General features: G+C 61.8%; 15 protein-coding genes. 8 read left to right on the top strand and 7 right to left on the bottom strand.

What is annotated here, in order from left to right:
- Positions 1-177 precede the first annotated feature (177 nt).
- Entirely contained in the window at positions 178-393 is a 216-nt protein-coding gene (locus tag ACE3SE_RS06650) for a YdcH family protein (RefSeq protein ID WP_045846319.1), read from the top strand.
- Positions 394-461: 68 nt separating this feature from the next.
- Here ACE3SE_RS06650 and ACE3SE_RS06645 read toward each other — a convergent pair whose 3' ends face one another.
- Together ACE3SE_RS06645 and ACE3SE_RS06640 are read right to left on the bottom strand one after the other, a co-directional pair.
- On the bottom strand, positions 462-2327 hold the full coding sequence (locus ACE3SE_RS06645) for an ABC transporter ATP-binding protein (protein WP_374554304.1): 1866 nt from the start codon (positions 2325-2327) through the stop codon (positions 462-464).
- A gap of 240 nt (positions 2328-2567) precedes the next feature.
- On the bottom strand, positions 2568-3584 hold the full coding sequence (locus ACE3SE_RS06640; protein WP_374554303.1) for a class I SAM-dependent rRNA methyltransferase: 1017 nt from the start codon (positions 3582-3584) through the stop codon (positions 2568-2570).
- 151 nt (positions 3585-3735) lie between these two features.
- On the opposite strand from ACE3SE_RS06640, the gene ACE3SE_RS06635 reads away from it, so the two are divergent.
- From ACE3SE_RS06635 to ACE3SE_RS06625, 3 genes are all read left to right on the top strand, one after another.
- Positions 3736-4614 (top strand): HD domain-containing phosphohydrolase, encoded by an 879-nt coding sequence (locus tag ACE3SE_RS06635; RefSeq protein WP_374554302.1) that lies wholly within the window; start codon positions 3736-3738, stop codon positions 4612-4614.
- 103 nt (positions 4615-4717) lie between these two features.
- Positions 4718-5968, top strand: a complete 1251-nt coding sequence (locus ACE3SE_RS06630; RefSeq protein ID WP_374554301.1) for an MFS transporter — start codon at positions 4718-4720, stop codon at positions 5966-5968.
- 99 nt (positions 5969-6067) lie between these two features.
- Positions 6068-7024 carry an alpha/beta hydrolase gene (locus ACE3SE_RS06625; protein ID WP_374554300.1) on the top strand — a complete coding sequence of 319 codons (957 nt, stop codon included), beginning with the start codon at positions 6068-6070 and terminating at the stop codon, positions 7022-7024.
- A 17-nt stretch (positions 7025-7041) separates the two neighbouring features.
- Here ACE3SE_RS06625 and ACE3SE_RS06620 read toward each other — a convergent pair whose 3' ends face one another.
- The 3 genes from ACE3SE_RS06620 to ACE3SE_RS06610 form a co-directional block, all read right to left on the bottom strand.
- On the bottom strand, positions 7042-7539 hold the full coding sequence (locus tag ACE3SE_RS06620; protein WP_045846323.1) for a M48 metallopeptidase family protein: 498 nt from the start codon (positions 7537-7539) through the stop codon (positions 7042-7044).
- Positions 7540-7576: 37 nt separating this feature from the next.
- Positions 7577-8122, bottom strand: a complete 546-nt coding sequence (locus ACE3SE_RS06615; RefSeq protein ID WP_374554299.1) for a GNAT family N-acetyltransferase — start codon at positions 8120-8122, stop codon at positions 7577-7579.
- A 75-nt stretch (positions 8123-8197) separates the two neighbouring features.
- Complete coding sequence (locus tag ACE3SE_RS06610) at positions 8198-8641, bottom strand: Lrp/AsnC family transcriptional regulator (RefSeq protein ID WP_045846325.1); 444 nt, start codon at positions 8639-8641, stop codon at positions 8198-8200.
- A 133-nt stretch (positions 8642-8774) separates the two neighbouring features.
- Here ACE3SE_RS06610 and ACE3SE_RS06605 point away from each other — a divergent pair, with 133 nt between their 5' ends.
- From ACE3SE_RS06605 to ACE3SE_RS06595, 3 genes are all read left to right on the top strand, one after another.
- Positions 8775-9401 carry a LysE/ArgO family amino acid transporter gene (locus tag ACE3SE_RS06605; RefSeq protein ID WP_045846326.1) on the top strand — a complete coding sequence of 209 codons (627 nt, stop codon included), beginning with the start codon at positions 8775-8777 and terminating at the stop codon, positions 9399-9401.
- Between the two features lie 112 nt (positions 9402-9513).
- Positions 9514-9945: a carboxymuconolactone decarboxylase family protein gene (locus ACE3SE_RS06600; RefSeq protein WP_374554298.1), complete on the top strand. Its 432-nt coding sequence runs from the start codon at positions 9514-9516 to the stop codon at positions 9943-9945.
- A 58-nt stretch (positions 9946-10003) separates the two neighbouring features.
- Positions 10004-10603 carry an FMN-binding negative transcriptional regulator gene (locus ACE3SE_RS06595; protein WP_374554297.1) on the top strand — a complete coding sequence of 200 codons (600 nt, stop codon included), beginning with the start codon at positions 10004-10006 and terminating at the stop codon, positions 10601-10603.
- Positions 10604-10616: 13 nt separating this feature from the next.
- Here ACE3SE_RS06595 and ACE3SE_RS06590 read toward each other — a convergent pair whose 3' ends face one another.
- Positions 10617-11162: a YaeQ family protein gene (locus ACE3SE_RS06590; RefSeq protein ID WP_062789582.1), complete on the bottom strand. Its 546-nt coding sequence runs from the start codon at positions 11160-11162 to the stop codon at positions 10617-10619.
- A 72-nt stretch (positions 11163-11234) separates the two neighbouring features.
- Positions 11235-11924 (bottom strand): MliC family protein, encoded by a 690-nt coding sequence (locus ACE3SE_RS06585; protein ID WP_374554296.1) that lies wholly within the window; start codon positions 11922-11924, stop codon positions 11235-11237.
- Between the two features lie 252 nt (positions 11925-12176).
- Between ACE3SE_RS06585 and ACE3SE_RS06580 the strand changes: the two genes are divergently transcribed.
- Positions 12177-13634 carry a DEAD/DEAH box helicase gene (locus ACE3SE_RS06580; protein WP_131357035.1) on the top strand — a complete coding sequence of 486 codons (1458 nt, stop codon included), beginning with the start codon at positions 12177-12179 and terminating at the stop codon, positions 13632-13634.
- The last annotated feature ends 215 nt before the right edge of the window (positions 13635-13849 follow it).

Here is a 13849-nt window from a genome sequence, read left to right as displayed (position 1 = left end):
TGGACATAGGTGCAGGAAGTCGCACCGCGCCGACTTGCGTTGCCGGCATGGGCGGGCACAATGCAGATGTCTGCCGCGCATATGCTCTGGATCAAGAAAGCCGGCTGGCACCGGGTCTAGCATGAAATCGTAATCAGGTGGCATGACGCCACCCAGGACACCCACCAGGAGAAGCCGATGTTTCCAGAATTCCGTGAACTGATCAGCAAACTGAAAACCGAAGACGACCACTTCAGCCGCTTGTTCAACAAGCACAATGAATTGGACCAGACCATCAAGAACATCGAGGCCGGCATTGAAAAGGGCAGCCAGTTTGATGTGGAAGTGCTGAAGAAGGAAAAGCTCAAGCTCAAGGACGAGTTGTACGTGATCCTGAAAAAGGCTGATGCCTGATCACCACACAGGCAAGAAACGAAAAACCCGCCAGTTGGCGGGTTTTTGTTTGCTGCCACAAGGCGGCATCAGGCTGGGTCAAGCTCGCCGGGGCGGACATCCTCGTCGGCATCCTCACCCAGGAATCCGCCACTCTGGTGCGCCCACAGCCGGGCATACAGCCCGCCTTTGGCCAGCAGGCTGGCGTGGTCGCCTTCTTCCACCACCCGGCCCTGATCCAGCACGATCAGGCGGTCCATGGCGGCAATGGTGGACAGGCGGTGGGCAATGGCAATCACCGTCTTGCCTTCCATCAGCCGGTACAGGCTGCCCTGGATGGCGGCTTCCACTTCCGAATCCAGCGCGCTGGTGGCTTCGTCCAGCAGCAGGATGGGCGCGTCTTTCAGCATCACCCGCGCAATGGCCACCCGCTGGCGCTGGCCACCGGACAGCTTGACGCCGCGTTCACCGACATGGGCATCGAAGCCGCGCCTTCCCTTGGGGTCGGTCAGTGACTGGATGAAGTCATGCGCTTCCGCCTGGCGCGCGGCATGGATCATTTCTGCGTCGCTGGCATCCGGCCGGCCATACAGCAGGTTGTCGCGTACCGAGCGGTGCAGCAGCGAGGTGTCTTGCGTCACCATGCCGATTTGCGCCCGCAGGCTGTCCTGGGTGACGGCGGCAATATCCTGGCCATCAATCAGGATGCGGCCATGCTCGACATCGTAAAAACGCAACATCAGGTTGACGATGGTGGACTTGCCCGCGCCGCTGCGCCCGACCAGACCGATTTTCTCACCCGGGCGGATGGTCAGGTTCAGCCCGTCCACGATGGTACGCTCGCCACCATAGGAAAACCGCACCTGCTCGAAGCGTACTTCGCCGCGGGTCACCTCCAAGGCGCGGGCATCCGGGCGGTCCACAATGGCCACCGGGCGCGACAGGGTGCTGATGCCGTCATGTACGGTGCCGATGTTCTCGAACAGGCTGGACATTTCCCACATGATCCAGTGCGATACGCCATTCAGACGCAAGGCCATGGCGGTGGCGGCTGCCACCGCACCAATGCCGACTTCGCCCTGGGTCCACAGCCACAGGGTGGCACCGGCGGTGCTGGCAATCAGCCCCATGCTCAGGATGTGGTTGACGATTTCAAAGCCGCTGACCAGCCGCATCTGGCCATAGGCCGTCTGCATGAATTCCTGCATGGCGCTCTTGGTGAAGGCGGCCTCACGCTGGCCCTGGGAAAACAGCTTCACCGTGGCGATATTGGTGTAGGCATCGGTCACCCGGCCGGTCATCAAGGAACGGGCATCAGCCTGGCGCGTGGACGCCTTGCCCAGCCGTGGCACAAAAAAGGCCAGGGTGGCGACATACAGCAGCAGCCAGCCGACAAAGGGCAGCAGCAGGACACGATCGAAACTGCCCACCACGGCCACCATGGTGATGAAGTAGATCACCACGAATACCAGGATGTCGGTGATGATCAGCACGGTATCGCGTACCGCCAGCGCAGTCTGCATCACTTTGGCGGCTACCCGCCCGGCAAACTCGTCCTGATAAAAGCTCATGCTTTGCCCCAGCAGATGGCGGTGGAACTGCCAGCGCAGCCGCATGGGGAAATTGCCGAACAGGCTTTGGTATTTGAACATGGCCTGCAGCGCAATCAGTACCGGACTGGCCAGCAAAATGCCGCCCAGCAACAGCAAATGCTCGCGTTCCTGCGTCCACAGGCGGGAGGGCGCCACATGGCTTAGCCAGTCCACCACCGAGCCCAGCATGGAAAACAGCAGTGCTTCAAAGGCACCAATGGTCGCTGTCAGCAGGGTCATGCACAGGATGTAGGGGCGCATGCCACTGGTGGCGGACCAGACAAAAGGAAAGAAGCCCTTGGGAGGCTGTACGGGAGGGGTATCCGGGTAGACTTCCACCCGTTTTTCAAACCAGGAAAACATAAAGATCGTCCTTGTCCGGACATGAGGTCCGTTGAGGTTGTATGGGTGTATGACCTTAGCTTGAAGCGAAGCAATCAGCAATGCTTTTTTTGCATGGCAGATGGCGGGGCGGGTCAGCCGGGCAGCCAGATCGGCAGGAAGTAATATGTTTATGGCATGGTTGCCTGCAGGCGTGGCAAGGGTGCGGGACAAACAAAAACGCCTTGCCGGGTGGGCAAGGCGTTGTGCCTGGTCAGGCGATCAAACGTGTAGCTGCACGATCTTGAGCGGATGCTGGCCATCCAGGCTGGGGAAGTCTTCTTCCGGGGTGATCCACTCTACCGCCTGAATCGGACGGCCGGCTTTTTCTGCACTGCGTTTGAGCGCTTCCAGCCAGGCATTGCCATCCACCTGGGCCACGTTATTGCAGCAGATCAGCACCCCGCCCGGCGCGGTGCACAACAGCGCAGGCTTGAACAGGGCCTGGTAGTCGTTGATCAGGTCCACCACGCCGAAGGGGCTCTTGGCGTAGCGCGGCGGGTCGAGGAAGACCACATCGAACTGGCGCGCTTCCAGCGTGGGGAAGGGCGGCATTTTCTTGCCGCGTACCATCTTGGGCTGGCCGATGCCGGACAGCTGGCGCAGGGCAGCAAAGGCATCGCTTTGCACGCAGCGCGGACGGGTGGCCAGGCTGTTGAGCTTGGCATTGGCACGGCCCACGGCCAGGCTGGATTCGGCAAAATCCACATTCATCACGAAGCTGGCACCGCCTTTGGCTGCGGCCAGGCCCACCCCGCAGGTGTAGGCAAACAGATTGAGCACGCTCTTGCCTTCGGCCAGCTGCATCACGCGGCGGCGACCGGCGCGCAGGTCGAGGAACAGCCACGGGTCCTGGCCGCTGTGGCGGGCGCGGATGTGATAACGGATGCCCAGCTCGTGTGCCACGCGGTTTTCTTCGGCCACGGCCTGTTCCGCCAGGCTCAGGGTATTGCTGATGCGCGAGTTGGCATTGCTGCGGTCGTTGTAGACCAGTTGCAGTTCAGGCAGGCTGGCGGCGTAAAACTGGCGGATTTCGTCCAGCTCTTCGTCGCTCAGCGACTGGTGGAAGCTCTGCACCAGCAGCAAATCGCCATAGCGGTCTATGGTCAGGCCGGATACCCCTTCCACACTGCCATGAAACAGGCGGTAGCTATTGGTATCTTCTGCCAGCAGGCGACTGACAAGCTCGCTGCGGCGATCGGCGGCGGCTTGCAGCAGGGTGCTCAGGGTGTGGGACATGAGGGGCTTTCTTTCTGGAATGAGGGCAATTGTAAGCCCTCGGGGGGCATGCCTCAAAATTAGCACTAAGCTGTAAGAATTCATTGACTGGCTCGACCCATGACAGACAGCCAGATCACGGCCAGTGTGTGGCCATTTTGCGGAGCAGAGCATGCAGGCAGCGCAGGAATTACTCAAAACCCTCTACACCATGGCCATGATGGTGGAAACCCGTGACGCCTATACCGGTGGCCATTTATGGCGGGTGTCGCGTTTCTCCGGCCTGCTGGCGCAGGAAATGGGGCTGGCGCGCGGCGAGGTACTGCGTATCATGCTGGGCGGCTTTCTGCATGATCTGGGCAAGATTGGCGTACCCGATGCCATTCTCAACAAGCGCGACCGTCTGACTGACGACGAGTATGCGGTGATCAAGACCCATCCGCAGCAGGGGGCAGATTTGCTGCGCGAGCATCCGCTGGCCGCCCTGGCCATGGAAGCGGTGCTGATGCATCACGAAACCCCGGATGGCCGAGGCTATCCGGCTGGCCTCAAGGGCGATGCCATTCCCATGGTGGCGCGCATCGTCGGCATTGCCGATGCCTTTGACGCCATGACCAGCCACCGTCCCTACCGGGCAGGCATGCCGATTGCGCGGGCGCTGGACATCATTCGCGAAAATCTGGGCAGCCAGTTCGACCGCACTTGCGGCGAGCACTTCATCGCGCTGGGTGAAGCCGGCAAGCTGGAACACATCGTCGGTCACAGCGAAGCAGGCATTCCCTTGCAGCAATGCCAGGCCTGCGGTCCCATCATCGCCATCCCGCGGCGCATGCAGGATGGCGACACCGTGCATTGTCCCTCTTGCGGCGGGGGCTACCGCCTGCACCGGCAAGGGCAGGGCCTGGCACTTGCCCCCACCGGAGAGCAGGACCTCTTGCAGGTGCAACGGCCGGTGGTGGACCACGAATTGGTGGCCGAGCTGGTGCAGGAGGCATCCGCCTGCTTGCAGCCGGTGCGCCAGGCCGGCTGGCTGGCGCGGCTGTTTGCCTGAGCTGCGCCGCATGCCGTGCCGGAGGATTGTGTCAGCAAGTGTTAAGCGTGGGGTGTAAGGCTAGAGTTACAGGCGTTTAGCCGGTAGGCTTGAGTTCTTTGTCATGGCCATTCCGGCCGTCTTTACTGCTTCCATGAACGACGCGTCTGCATCCTTGCGGCATTGCCGCCCTTTCTGGCATTTCTGGTTGGCTCGTGTATTGCTGACGGCCGGTTTTCAAATTCTTACCGTCGCCATTGGCTGGCAGGTGTATGCACTGACCGGCAGTGCGCTGGACCTGGGCCTGGTGGGCCTGTTGCAGTTTTTGCCACGGGTGCTGCTGGTGCTGGTGACCGGCGCGGTGTCCGACCGCTTCGACCGGCGGCGGGTGGTGGCTGTCAGCCTGGCCATTCAGGCGGTGGCGGCAAGCGTGCTGCTGCTGGGTAATCTGGGCGCGGGCTGGCAGGTCAGTCGCGGGCTGATCTTTGCCCTGTCGGTGGTGGTGGGCTGCTGCCGTGCCTTCGACATGCCAGCCATGCAGTCCTTGTTGCCCAATATCGTGCCGCCGCGTCTGCTGGGGCAGGCCATTGCCATGGCAGCCTCGGCCAATGAGGCCGCCACCATCATCGCCCCCGCACTGGGCGGTTTTCTGTATGCGCTGGGGGCGGAACTGACTTATGGCTTGTCTGCCGCCAGCTTCCTCGCTTGCCTGCTGCTGGTCAGCCTGCTGCCTTCCAGCCGGGTGTTGCCTACCGGCCAGCGCGTGTCGCTGGACTCCCTGTTGATGGGGGTGCGTTTCATCCGCAGTCGCCCGGATATCCTGGGGGCAATATCGCTGGACCTGTTTGCCGTGCTGCTGGGTGGGGCCACGGCACTGTTGCCCATTTTTGCCCACGACATCCTGCTGACCGGCCCCTGGGGTCTGGGCCTGTTGCGCTCGGCACCGGCGGCCGGGGCCTTGCTGATGTCAGCCTGGCTGATGCGCCACCCCATCAGGCGGCGCTCCGGTCACATCATGTTTGCGGCGGTGGCGGTGTTTGGCTTCGCCACCATCCTGTTCGGCCTGTCCAGCAGTTTCCCGCTGTCCTTGCTGGCGCTGATGCTGCTGGGTTCGGCCGATGTCATCAGCGTGGTGATCCGCGGCACGCTGGTGCAGCTGGAAACACCGGATGACATGCGTGGCCGCGTCAATTCGGTGAACTCCCTGTTCATTGGTGCCTCAAACCAGCTTGGTGAATTCGAGTCCGGTGTGACGGCGGCCTGGCTGGGTGCGGTTCCGGCCGTGGTGCTGGGTGGTGTGGGGACCTTGCTGGTGGTGGTGCTGTGGATGCGCTGGTTTCCACAACTGGCACAGCGCGACCAACTGGCACCCTGACGCGTGCCGCGCATGCTGGCATCATTCATGACTTTGGTATATTAATGTCGGCCTGATGCGCTATCAGACCGACTCAGCACCCGACTCAGGAGAAGTGCCATGCATGCTGTCAGCCCAAAGCTGACTGACTGGTTGTCGCAATTGAACCAGCTTATTCGCCGTTTGCAGGAAAGCGGCTACAAACCTACCGCCATTGGTGCCCGCGAGGCCCTGGCCAATGTCACCCGTACGCTGGTGAGCCCCGGTCCGGATATTGCCTGGGTGAATGATGAAATCGTTCATGGCCGCGATTACAGCGTGCCGGTGCGCATTTATCATCCGGCACCGGACGAGGCGCGCCCGGTCTTGTTGTTCTTGCACGGCGGCGGTCATACCGCGGGCAGTGTCAGCGTGTATGACCCCATCAGCCGCAGGCTGGCAGCCGCTACCGGTTGCGTGGTGGTGGTGCCGGAATACCGGCTGGCACCGGAGAACCCTTATCCGGCGGCATTGCACGATGCTTATGCCGCTGCGCGTGGCGTGTTTGCCGCACTGGATGCCCGTGGCCTGCCCTTTGTGCGGCAACTGTCCCTGGCGGGCGACTCGGCCGGGGCGGCGCTGGCTGCCACTGTCAGTGCGCGTTCGCAGCACGATACCGCCTTGCAGATTGCTGCCCAGATACTGATTTACCCCAGTCTGGACTACAGCATGAGCCTGCCGTCGATTACCGAGAATGGCGAAGGCTATTTCCTCAACAGCGATCGCATTGCCTGGTATTTCGACAATTATTTCCAGCGTGGCGAGGACCGGCTGGCAGCGTCCCCGCTGCACATGACCGTGACGCCGCGCATGCCCGCCACCCTGGTGGTATCCGCCGGTTTCGACCCGCTGCGCGACGAAGCACTACGCTATCTGGACAAGTTGCAGGCTGCGGGCGTGGTGTGCGAGCACCTGCATTTTGATGACCTGATCCATGCCTTCCTGAACATGGAGCAGCTGGTCGCCGACGAGTGCGCCCGCACTTACCGGCACATTGCCGGCTTCCTGGCGCGCCAGCTGGCGCAGGTGGAGGCCTGAGCCGCCTTGCGGCATGCTCAGCCCTGCGGCAGTTCGCGCAGGGTGAGCCATAGCCGGGTGTCGAACTCCAGCTGGTGGTAGTCCGGTTCCATATGGCAACACAGCTGGTAGAAGGCCTTGTCGTGGTTCTTTTCGCGCAGATGGGCCAGTTCGTGCACCACGATCATGCGCAAAAACGGCTCTGGCGCGTCGCGGAACAGGCTGGCAATGCGGATTTCATGCTTGGCCTTGAGCTTGCCGCCTTGTATGCGGGAAATCTGGGTATTGGTGCCCAGCGTGCCCTTGACCGGATGCTGCTGGTTGTCGAACAGCACCTTGGTGGGCGCCGGGGCATTCTTCAGGTAGCGCTGCTTGAGCGCGCTGACATACTGGTACAGCGCATTATCGCTTTGTACCTGATGACTGGCGGGGTAACGGGCAGCCAGCCACTGGCCGAGGCTGCCGTCATCCAGACGGGCCTGAACCTGGGCAAGCAGGGCGGGCGGGTAATGCAGCAGATATTTGAGGGCAGACATGCCGCCAGTGTAGCAAAGCGCTGGCGGCTGCGGCGGATCAGGCTGCCACGCTGCCGCTGCCGGCCAGCAGTGCCGGCTGCTTCCAGCGGTAGCACAGCGCAACGGCCTTGCTGCCATCCGGAGCCAGCACACTTTCGCGGTCTACCATTTCCCCACCCATGCGGTTGTAGAAGCGGCGGGCATCGCTATTGGCTTCGTACACCCACAAGTGCATGGGGGTGCCGGATTGCAGGCGATGCGCCTCGGCGGCGGCAGCCAGTAACAGGGTGCGCCCCACGCCACGGCCTTGCTGACCGGGCAGCACATGCAGATTGTCCAGCAACAGGCCGCGCTCGGTTTCGCCATCGGGCAGCAGGCAGACAAAACCTACCGGCTCACTATCCCACAAGGCCAGTTGTACCCACAGGTGATTGTCGTAATGAAAGCGGCGGGTCCACATGGTGTGGCGTTCCGTCGGGGCGACATGGTCCAGATAGTCGTCGGACAGGATTTTGCGATAGCTGTTTTGCCAGCTTTCGGTATGTAGCCGGGCAATCAGTGCGGCGTCGTCGAAAGTGGCAGGGCGCAAGGTCAGCGAAGTCATGGAGCGTGTCAGAGGGGTGTGGATCTTGGGATTTTACGACAGGCAGATGACATTAAGGTTCGGCTTACATACAAATTAACGTGGTTGTCGCAAGGCTTGCTGGCTGATGGGGGTGGACAGGATGATGGAGGTGCGGGTTTCGCCCAGATGGTTCACCCGTGCCACCAGCGCTTCCAGATGCGCCACATCGCGCGCCAGCAGTCGGAACAGGTAGGAATCGGCACCGGTGACGTGATGACATTCCATCACTTCCGGCATGCTGCCCAGCAAATCCAGCAGTTTCTTCTTGTAGGGTTGCGGCACGGTGATGCCCACCATGGCCGACAAGGTATAGCCGGCCTTTTGCGGTGCCAGCCGCGCATGATAGCCCTGAATCACGCCGGACTCTTCCAGCCGCCGCACCCGTTCGGACACCGCCGGCACTGACATTTCCACAGCCCGCGCCAGCTCGGTGAGCGACAGCCGTGCGTCCTGTTGCAGGCACTCCAGAATCTTCCATGACTTGCTGTCTATTTCCATGCTGTGCCTCTTTTGCTGCCATCAAGGGAAATTGCCTTAATTTATCAGCTCTGATTGGTATTTGGCCTGAAAAACAGCATGTGCAGGACGGATGTGGCCGGGCAGACTATCTGCATCAAGCGGAGGAAATACCATGTTGCTTGCAGAACTGTTTGTCCAGGCCATGCTGGTGGGGGTGGCCATTGCCGCACCGGTAGGCCCCATCGGCCTGCTATGTATTGAGCGCACCTTGCAGCAAGGAGCGTGGATGGGACTGGCCACCGGACTTGGGGCCGCCACAGCGGATGGTATTTACGCCACGCTGGGGGCGATGGGGATGACGGTGTTGATCAGCCAGCTGACGGCACTGGCCCTGCCGCTGTCGCTGGCGGGCAGCCTGTTTCTGGCCTGGATGGCAGTGGGCATGCTTGGACGTTCTGTCCGGCCGGAGGCAGACACCGGCGGCAGTGTGGCTGCCAGTCTGCTACGGGCTTATGCCTCCACCCTGGCGCTGACGCTGGGCAACCCGATGACCATCTTGTCCTTCGTGGCGGTTTTTTCCAGCTTGTCCGGCCATGCCCGGCCCGGGGCGGCAGAGGCCTGGGTGATGGTGCTGGGTGTGGTGACCGGCTCGGCATTGTGGTGGTGTGTGCTGGCGTTTGGTCTGGGCAGCGTATTGCGGCGCGTGGGGCCGCGTGGCAGGCAATGGCTGGACCGTGGCTGTGGCCTGTTGTTGCTGGGCATGGCCGGCTGGATGTTGTGGCAGGCATGGCCGCACTGAAACCGACGGGTGATGCTGGCAGATTGGTTCCTTCCATATGATCACGATTGGCTCTGTGATGGAGCCGCTTATTGCCCGGATAATGAGCCGGTCCCGTTGAGGAGTTACCAATATGTCGAATTTGCGCCTGCCCTATGTCGAGCTGTCTGCCCCTGCCTTGCAGCATCTACGTGCCATCAAGCAACAGCTGGCGGAAAGCCCGCTGGGGCGTAATCTGGTGGAGCTGGTTTACCTGCGGGTCTCGCAGATCAATGGCTGTGCATTCTGCCTCGACATGCACAGCCGGGCGCTGCGCAGCGGCGGCGAAACTGCGGCGCGGCTGGACACGCTGGCCGGCTGGCGACTGAGTCCGCACTTCAGTGCGCGGGAGAGGGCTGCGCTGGCCTGGGCCGAGTCGGTGACGCTGATTGCCGGCACACAGGCGGATGACGCGGCGTATAACCCGTTGCTGGAACACTTCAACGCTCAGGAAATCTGCGACCTGACCATGGCCATCGCCAGCATGAATGCGCTGAACCGGCTGGCCATTGCCATGCGCCAGTAGCGGCACCGGGTAGTCAACCGGATTGGCCCTTGATCAATCGTGTTGATGGAGTATCGCGATGAGCCTGTATTGCCCGTCTGCATTTCGTGCCGAAGCTGGGTATGCCGCGCGCGTGTTGGCGGATAATCCGCTGGCCACCCTGATTACCCCGGCGGCAGACGAACCGTGGATCAGCCATGTGGTGCTGTTGCCCGATCCGCAACATCCTGATTGCCTGCTGGGCCATCTGGCGCGGGCCAATCCGCATGCCGGAGTGCTGTTTGCACAAGACAGCGTAGCGGTGTTTGCCGGTGCACATGGCTATGTGTCACCGCGCTGGTATGTGTCCGATGGCATGGTGCCTACCTGGAATTACCGGGTGGCACATGCCCATGGCCGGGCAGAGCCGGTGGACGGCGCGCAGCTGGGTGAACTGTTAAGCCAGCTGGCGCGTCATTTTGAAGGCCCGGATGGATGGAGTACCGACGCCATGCCGCCAGCGGCGATGGCCGCCATGCAGCGCGGCATTGTGGGTTTCCGTTTGCGGGTGGCGCGTTGGGAGGTCAAGGCCAAGCTGAGCCAGAACCGGCTGCCGCAAGACCGGCAAGGGGTGATCCAGTCGCTGGAAGAGGGTGACGAGGCGGCACGCCAGCTGGCTGCCGCCATGCCGCGGCCTTGATGGATTGAATGGTTTAGTGGGGCACTTTCAGGGCTTCCACTTCCACCAGCACATTGCGGCTTTCATCGGCCAGCCATAGTTGGCCGTCCTGTACGGTGGCAGTCAGTTGCATGCTGCGCTGGCACAGCGCGGCCAGCTCGGCCTGGGTGGCGGTGCTGATGCGGTAGACGCTGAGCTTGTCCAGCTTGGCCAGCTTGTTTTCGATTTGCGGCCACCATACCTCGCTGGAGCGGCCGCCATAGGTGTACAACACGACCTTGTCGGCGCGGCTGCAGGCTTTCTTCAGCCGCTTTTCATCCGGTTCGCCCAGTTCTATCCACAGTTCGATTTCGTCGCTGTAATTCTTCTGCCACAGTTCGGCCTCGTCGTCGGCACTCAGGCCACGGGTAAAGCTGAGGGTTTCGCTGGCATTGAGCACAAAGGCCACCAGGCGCACCATCAGGCGCTCCACGGTTTCGGACGGGTGTTGTGCCAGGGTCAGGTTATGGCTGGCGTAATAGCCGCGGTCCATGTCGGAAATCGACAGACCGGCTTTGTAAATGGTGGCGGTAAGGGCCATGAGTGATATCCGGGTTGCAATGTTGGCTGCACACGGTCCGGTGCGGCTGCCGGCCGGTGCAGGAGTATGGACTTATTGTTCAGGCTGGCTGATGCACAGCAGGCTTTCGCCTTTCCAGTTGATGCTGGCTTCCTTGCCGCGGATGGTGAATTCGACATTCTGACCGGCATAGCGGGCACCGCCGGTGACCAGTTCCTGCTGGTGCAGGATGGCCTGGCTCTTGCCACGTACCAGCCGCGCGGTGGCGGGTTTGGTACGGTAAAAGGTGGCCAGTACGTCGTTGTTGCCGCCACCACCGCACAGATAATGCAGCGGGGTCAGCGAGGGCGCCAGTTCCCAGCTGGCCTGCAGTTCGGTAATGCGCAGGATGTAGGTATCCCCCAGACACATATGGGGGTTGTCGTTCTTCATGCATTCCTTCAGGTTGTGCGCCCAGTGGCGCTGCTCCTGTTGCAGCTTGCTGACGCTCAGCGCGCCTGCCGGCGTCTGGCGGGCCTTGTCCATGGCCTGGGTGTAGACCTTGTCCAGCCGGTTGCCCAGCCGGATCAGGCCTTCATCCTGGCACAGCATGGTTTCCATGGGGTTGGCCGGCTTGTTGCAGTCAAATTCGGTGGCCGCAATGGTGGCAATCGGCGGCGTCACCGCGGCCGGTGGCGTGCGTGTGCTGCTGATGTTGCCACGGCCTCCGCTACGGTCCTGTCCGGTACCAAGCGAATGTGCACCGTTCAGGGCATGCGCCAGGCCGGGTGCAAGCAGCAGCAAGCAGATTGCAGTGGGTACGGGACGGAATTTGAGCATGCAGTATTGTGCCACGTGCAGCCCCGTCCTGCTGCATCATTCCGCAGGATGATTTCCCAGCATGGGCAATTGTCTGTAAACTCGCCCGCTTTCGCGTCTTGCCAATCGGCGCACAATGCAGGCCTCATCCCGCGGCCACCCGCATTCAATTCAATTGTTTACCGTCAGCCTAGATTGGTGTCGCTTACTGCGATCAGGCAGTCGCAGGAGTGTTGTATGTCCGATTTAAGCTTTGCTGACCTTGGCCTGGCCCAGGATTTGTTGCGTGCCGTGGCCGATACCGGTTACACCGTGCCCACACCCATCCAGGCACAAGCCATTCCGCAGGTACTCAAGGGTGGCGATTTGCTGGCTGCCGCGCAAACCGGTACCGGCAAGACCGCCGGTTTCACCCTGCCATTGCTGCAATTGCTGATGGGCAAACCGTCGCGTCAGGCGGGTAAACCGCGCGCGCTGGTGCTGACCCCCACGCGTGAACTGGCCGCCCAGGTGGAAGAGTCGGTCCGCGAATACGGCAAATACCTGCCGCTCAAATCCATGGTGATGTTTGGTGGTGTCGGCATCAACCCGCAGATTGCCGCGCTGCGCAAGCCGGTGGACATTCTGGTGGCCACGCCGGGCCGCCTGCTCGACCATGTCAGCCAGCGCACGCTGGATCTGTCTGCCGTGGAAATCCTGGTGCTGGACGAGGCCGACCGCATGCTGGACATGGGCTTCATCCACGACATCCGCAAGGTGCTGGCCCTGCTGCCGGCCAAGCGGCAGAACCTGCTGTTTTCGGCCACCTTCTCCGACGAGATCAAGGCGCTGGCCGACAAGCTGCTGGATCAACCCAAGCTGGTGGAAGTGGCGCGCCGCAACACCACCAACGAGCTGGTGGACCAGCGCGTGCATCTGGTGGACCGCGACAAGAAGACCGATCTGCTGATCAAGCTGATCCGCGATCACAACTGGTATCAGGTGCTGGTGTTCACCCGCACCAAGCACGGTGCCAACCGTCTGGCGGAAAAGCTGGACAAGATCGGCATTCCGGCCGCAGCCATTCACGGCAACAAGAGCCAGAATGCCCGTACCCGCGCCTTGGCCGACTTCAAGAATTCCACCCTGCAAGTGCTGGTGGCCACTGATATCGCCGCCCGCGGCCTGGATATCGATCAGCTGCCGCACGTGGTCAACTTTGAGTTGCCGAATGTGCCGGAAGACTATGTACACCGTATCGGCCGTACCGGCCGAGCCGGCAGTCCGGGCGAAGCGGTATCGCTGGTGTGCGTCGATGAATTCAATTTCCTGCGTGACATCGAAAAGCTGACCAAGCAATCCATCGCCCGCTTTACTGTACCCGGCTTTGAAGCCGACCTGAACGTGAAGCCGGAACCCATCCCCATGGGTGGCAATAGCGGTCGTGGCCGCGGCCAGGGTGGCGGTGGCCGTCAGGGTCAGGGCGCACGTCAGGGCCAGGGTGGCGGCAAGCCGCGCCATGAGCAGCAAGCCAAGCCTACCGGCCATGGCCATCGCAGCCCGACGGGCAACACACCGCGCAACAAGCCGGCAGCGGCTCAGCCGCAAGGCTCGCGTCAGACACAAGCCGCCAAGCCTGCCGGTGGCCAGACGCAGCAACGTCGCAGCCAGCCTGCACGCCAGGTTTCGGCCTTGCTCTCGCCGGGCAAGCGCTAAACTGACAGGACATGGCAGCGGCACCTGCTGCACGCTGCCCATGCTTGCTGTCCATGGCCCGGACTCGTATCCTCTTGGATTGGTCGCCGGGCCATTTTTCCATCATAAACAAAGGCATATCCCGGCTGACGCGGGGAAGCCCGGCACAAGGTGGCCGGTTGTCAGGCACTCCTGATTCGGAGCAGGACATGATTGCAGCATGTGCAGCACCTTGG

It is taken from the genome of Aquitalea pelogenes (assembly GCF_041914625.1).
Lineage (GTDB): Bacteria > Pseudomonadota > Gammaproteobacteria > Burkholderiales > Chromobacteriaceae > Aquitalea > Aquitalea pelogenes.
Note: the sequence above shows the minus strand (reverse complement) of the source record. Positions and strands in the feature narration are given on the sequence as shown.

Coding starts and splice junctions, on each gene's coding strand:
- ACE3SE_RS06650 (WP_045846319.1), top strand. CDS start 178: ATGTTTCCAGAATTCCGTGAACTGATCAGCAAACTGAAAACCGAAGAC.
- ACE3SE_RS06645 (WP_374554304.1), bottom strand. CDS start 2,327: ATGTTTTCCTGGTTTGAAAAACGGGTGGAAGTCTACCCGGATACCCCT.
- ACE3SE_RS06640 (WP_374554303.1), bottom strand. CDS start 3,584: ATGTCCCACACCCTGAGCACCCTGCTGCAAGCCGCCGCCGATCGCCGC.
- ACE3SE_RS06635 (WP_374554302.1), top strand. CDS start 3,736: ATGCAGGCAGCGCAGGAATTACTCAAAACCCTCTACACCATGGCCATG.
- ACE3SE_RS06630 (WP_374554301.1), top strand. CDS start 4,718: ATGGCCATTCCGGCCGTCTTTACTGCTTCCATGAACGACGCGTCTGCA.
- ACE3SE_RS06625 (WP_374554300.1), top strand. CDS start 6,068: ATGCATGCTGTCAGCCCAAAGCTGACTGACTGGTTGTCGCAATTGAAC.
- ACE3SE_RS06620 (WP_045846323.1), bottom strand. CDS start 7,539: ATGTCTGCCCTCAAATATCTGCTGCATTACCCGCCCGCCCTGCTTGCC.
- ACE3SE_RS06615 (WP_374554299.1), bottom strand. CDS start 8,122: ATGACTTCGCTGACCTTGCGCCCTGCCACTTTCGACGACGCCGCACTG.
- ACE3SE_RS06610 (WP_045846325.1), bottom strand. CDS start 8,641: ATGGAAATAGACAGCAAGTCATGGAAGATTCTGGAGTGCCTGCAACAG.
- ACE3SE_RS06605 (WP_045846326.1), top strand. CDS start 8,775: ATGTTGCTTGCAGAACTGTTTGTCCAGGCCATGCTGGTGGGGGTGGCC.
- ACE3SE_RS06600 (WP_374554298.1), top strand. CDS start 9,514: ATGTCGAATTTGCGCCTGCCCTATGTCGAGCTGTCTGCCCCTGCCTTG.
- ACE3SE_RS06595 (WP_374554297.1), top strand. CDS start 10,004: ATGAGCCTGTATTGCCCGTCTGCATTTCGTGCCGAAGCTGGGTATGCC.
- ACE3SE_RS06590 (WP_062789582.1), bottom strand. CDS start 11,162: ATGGCCCTTACCGCCACCATTTACAAAGCCGGTCTGTCGATTTCCGAC.
- ACE3SE_RS06580 (WP_131357035.1), top strand. CDS start 12,177: ATGTCCGATTTAAGCTTTGCTGACCTTGGCCTGGCCCAGGATTTGTTG.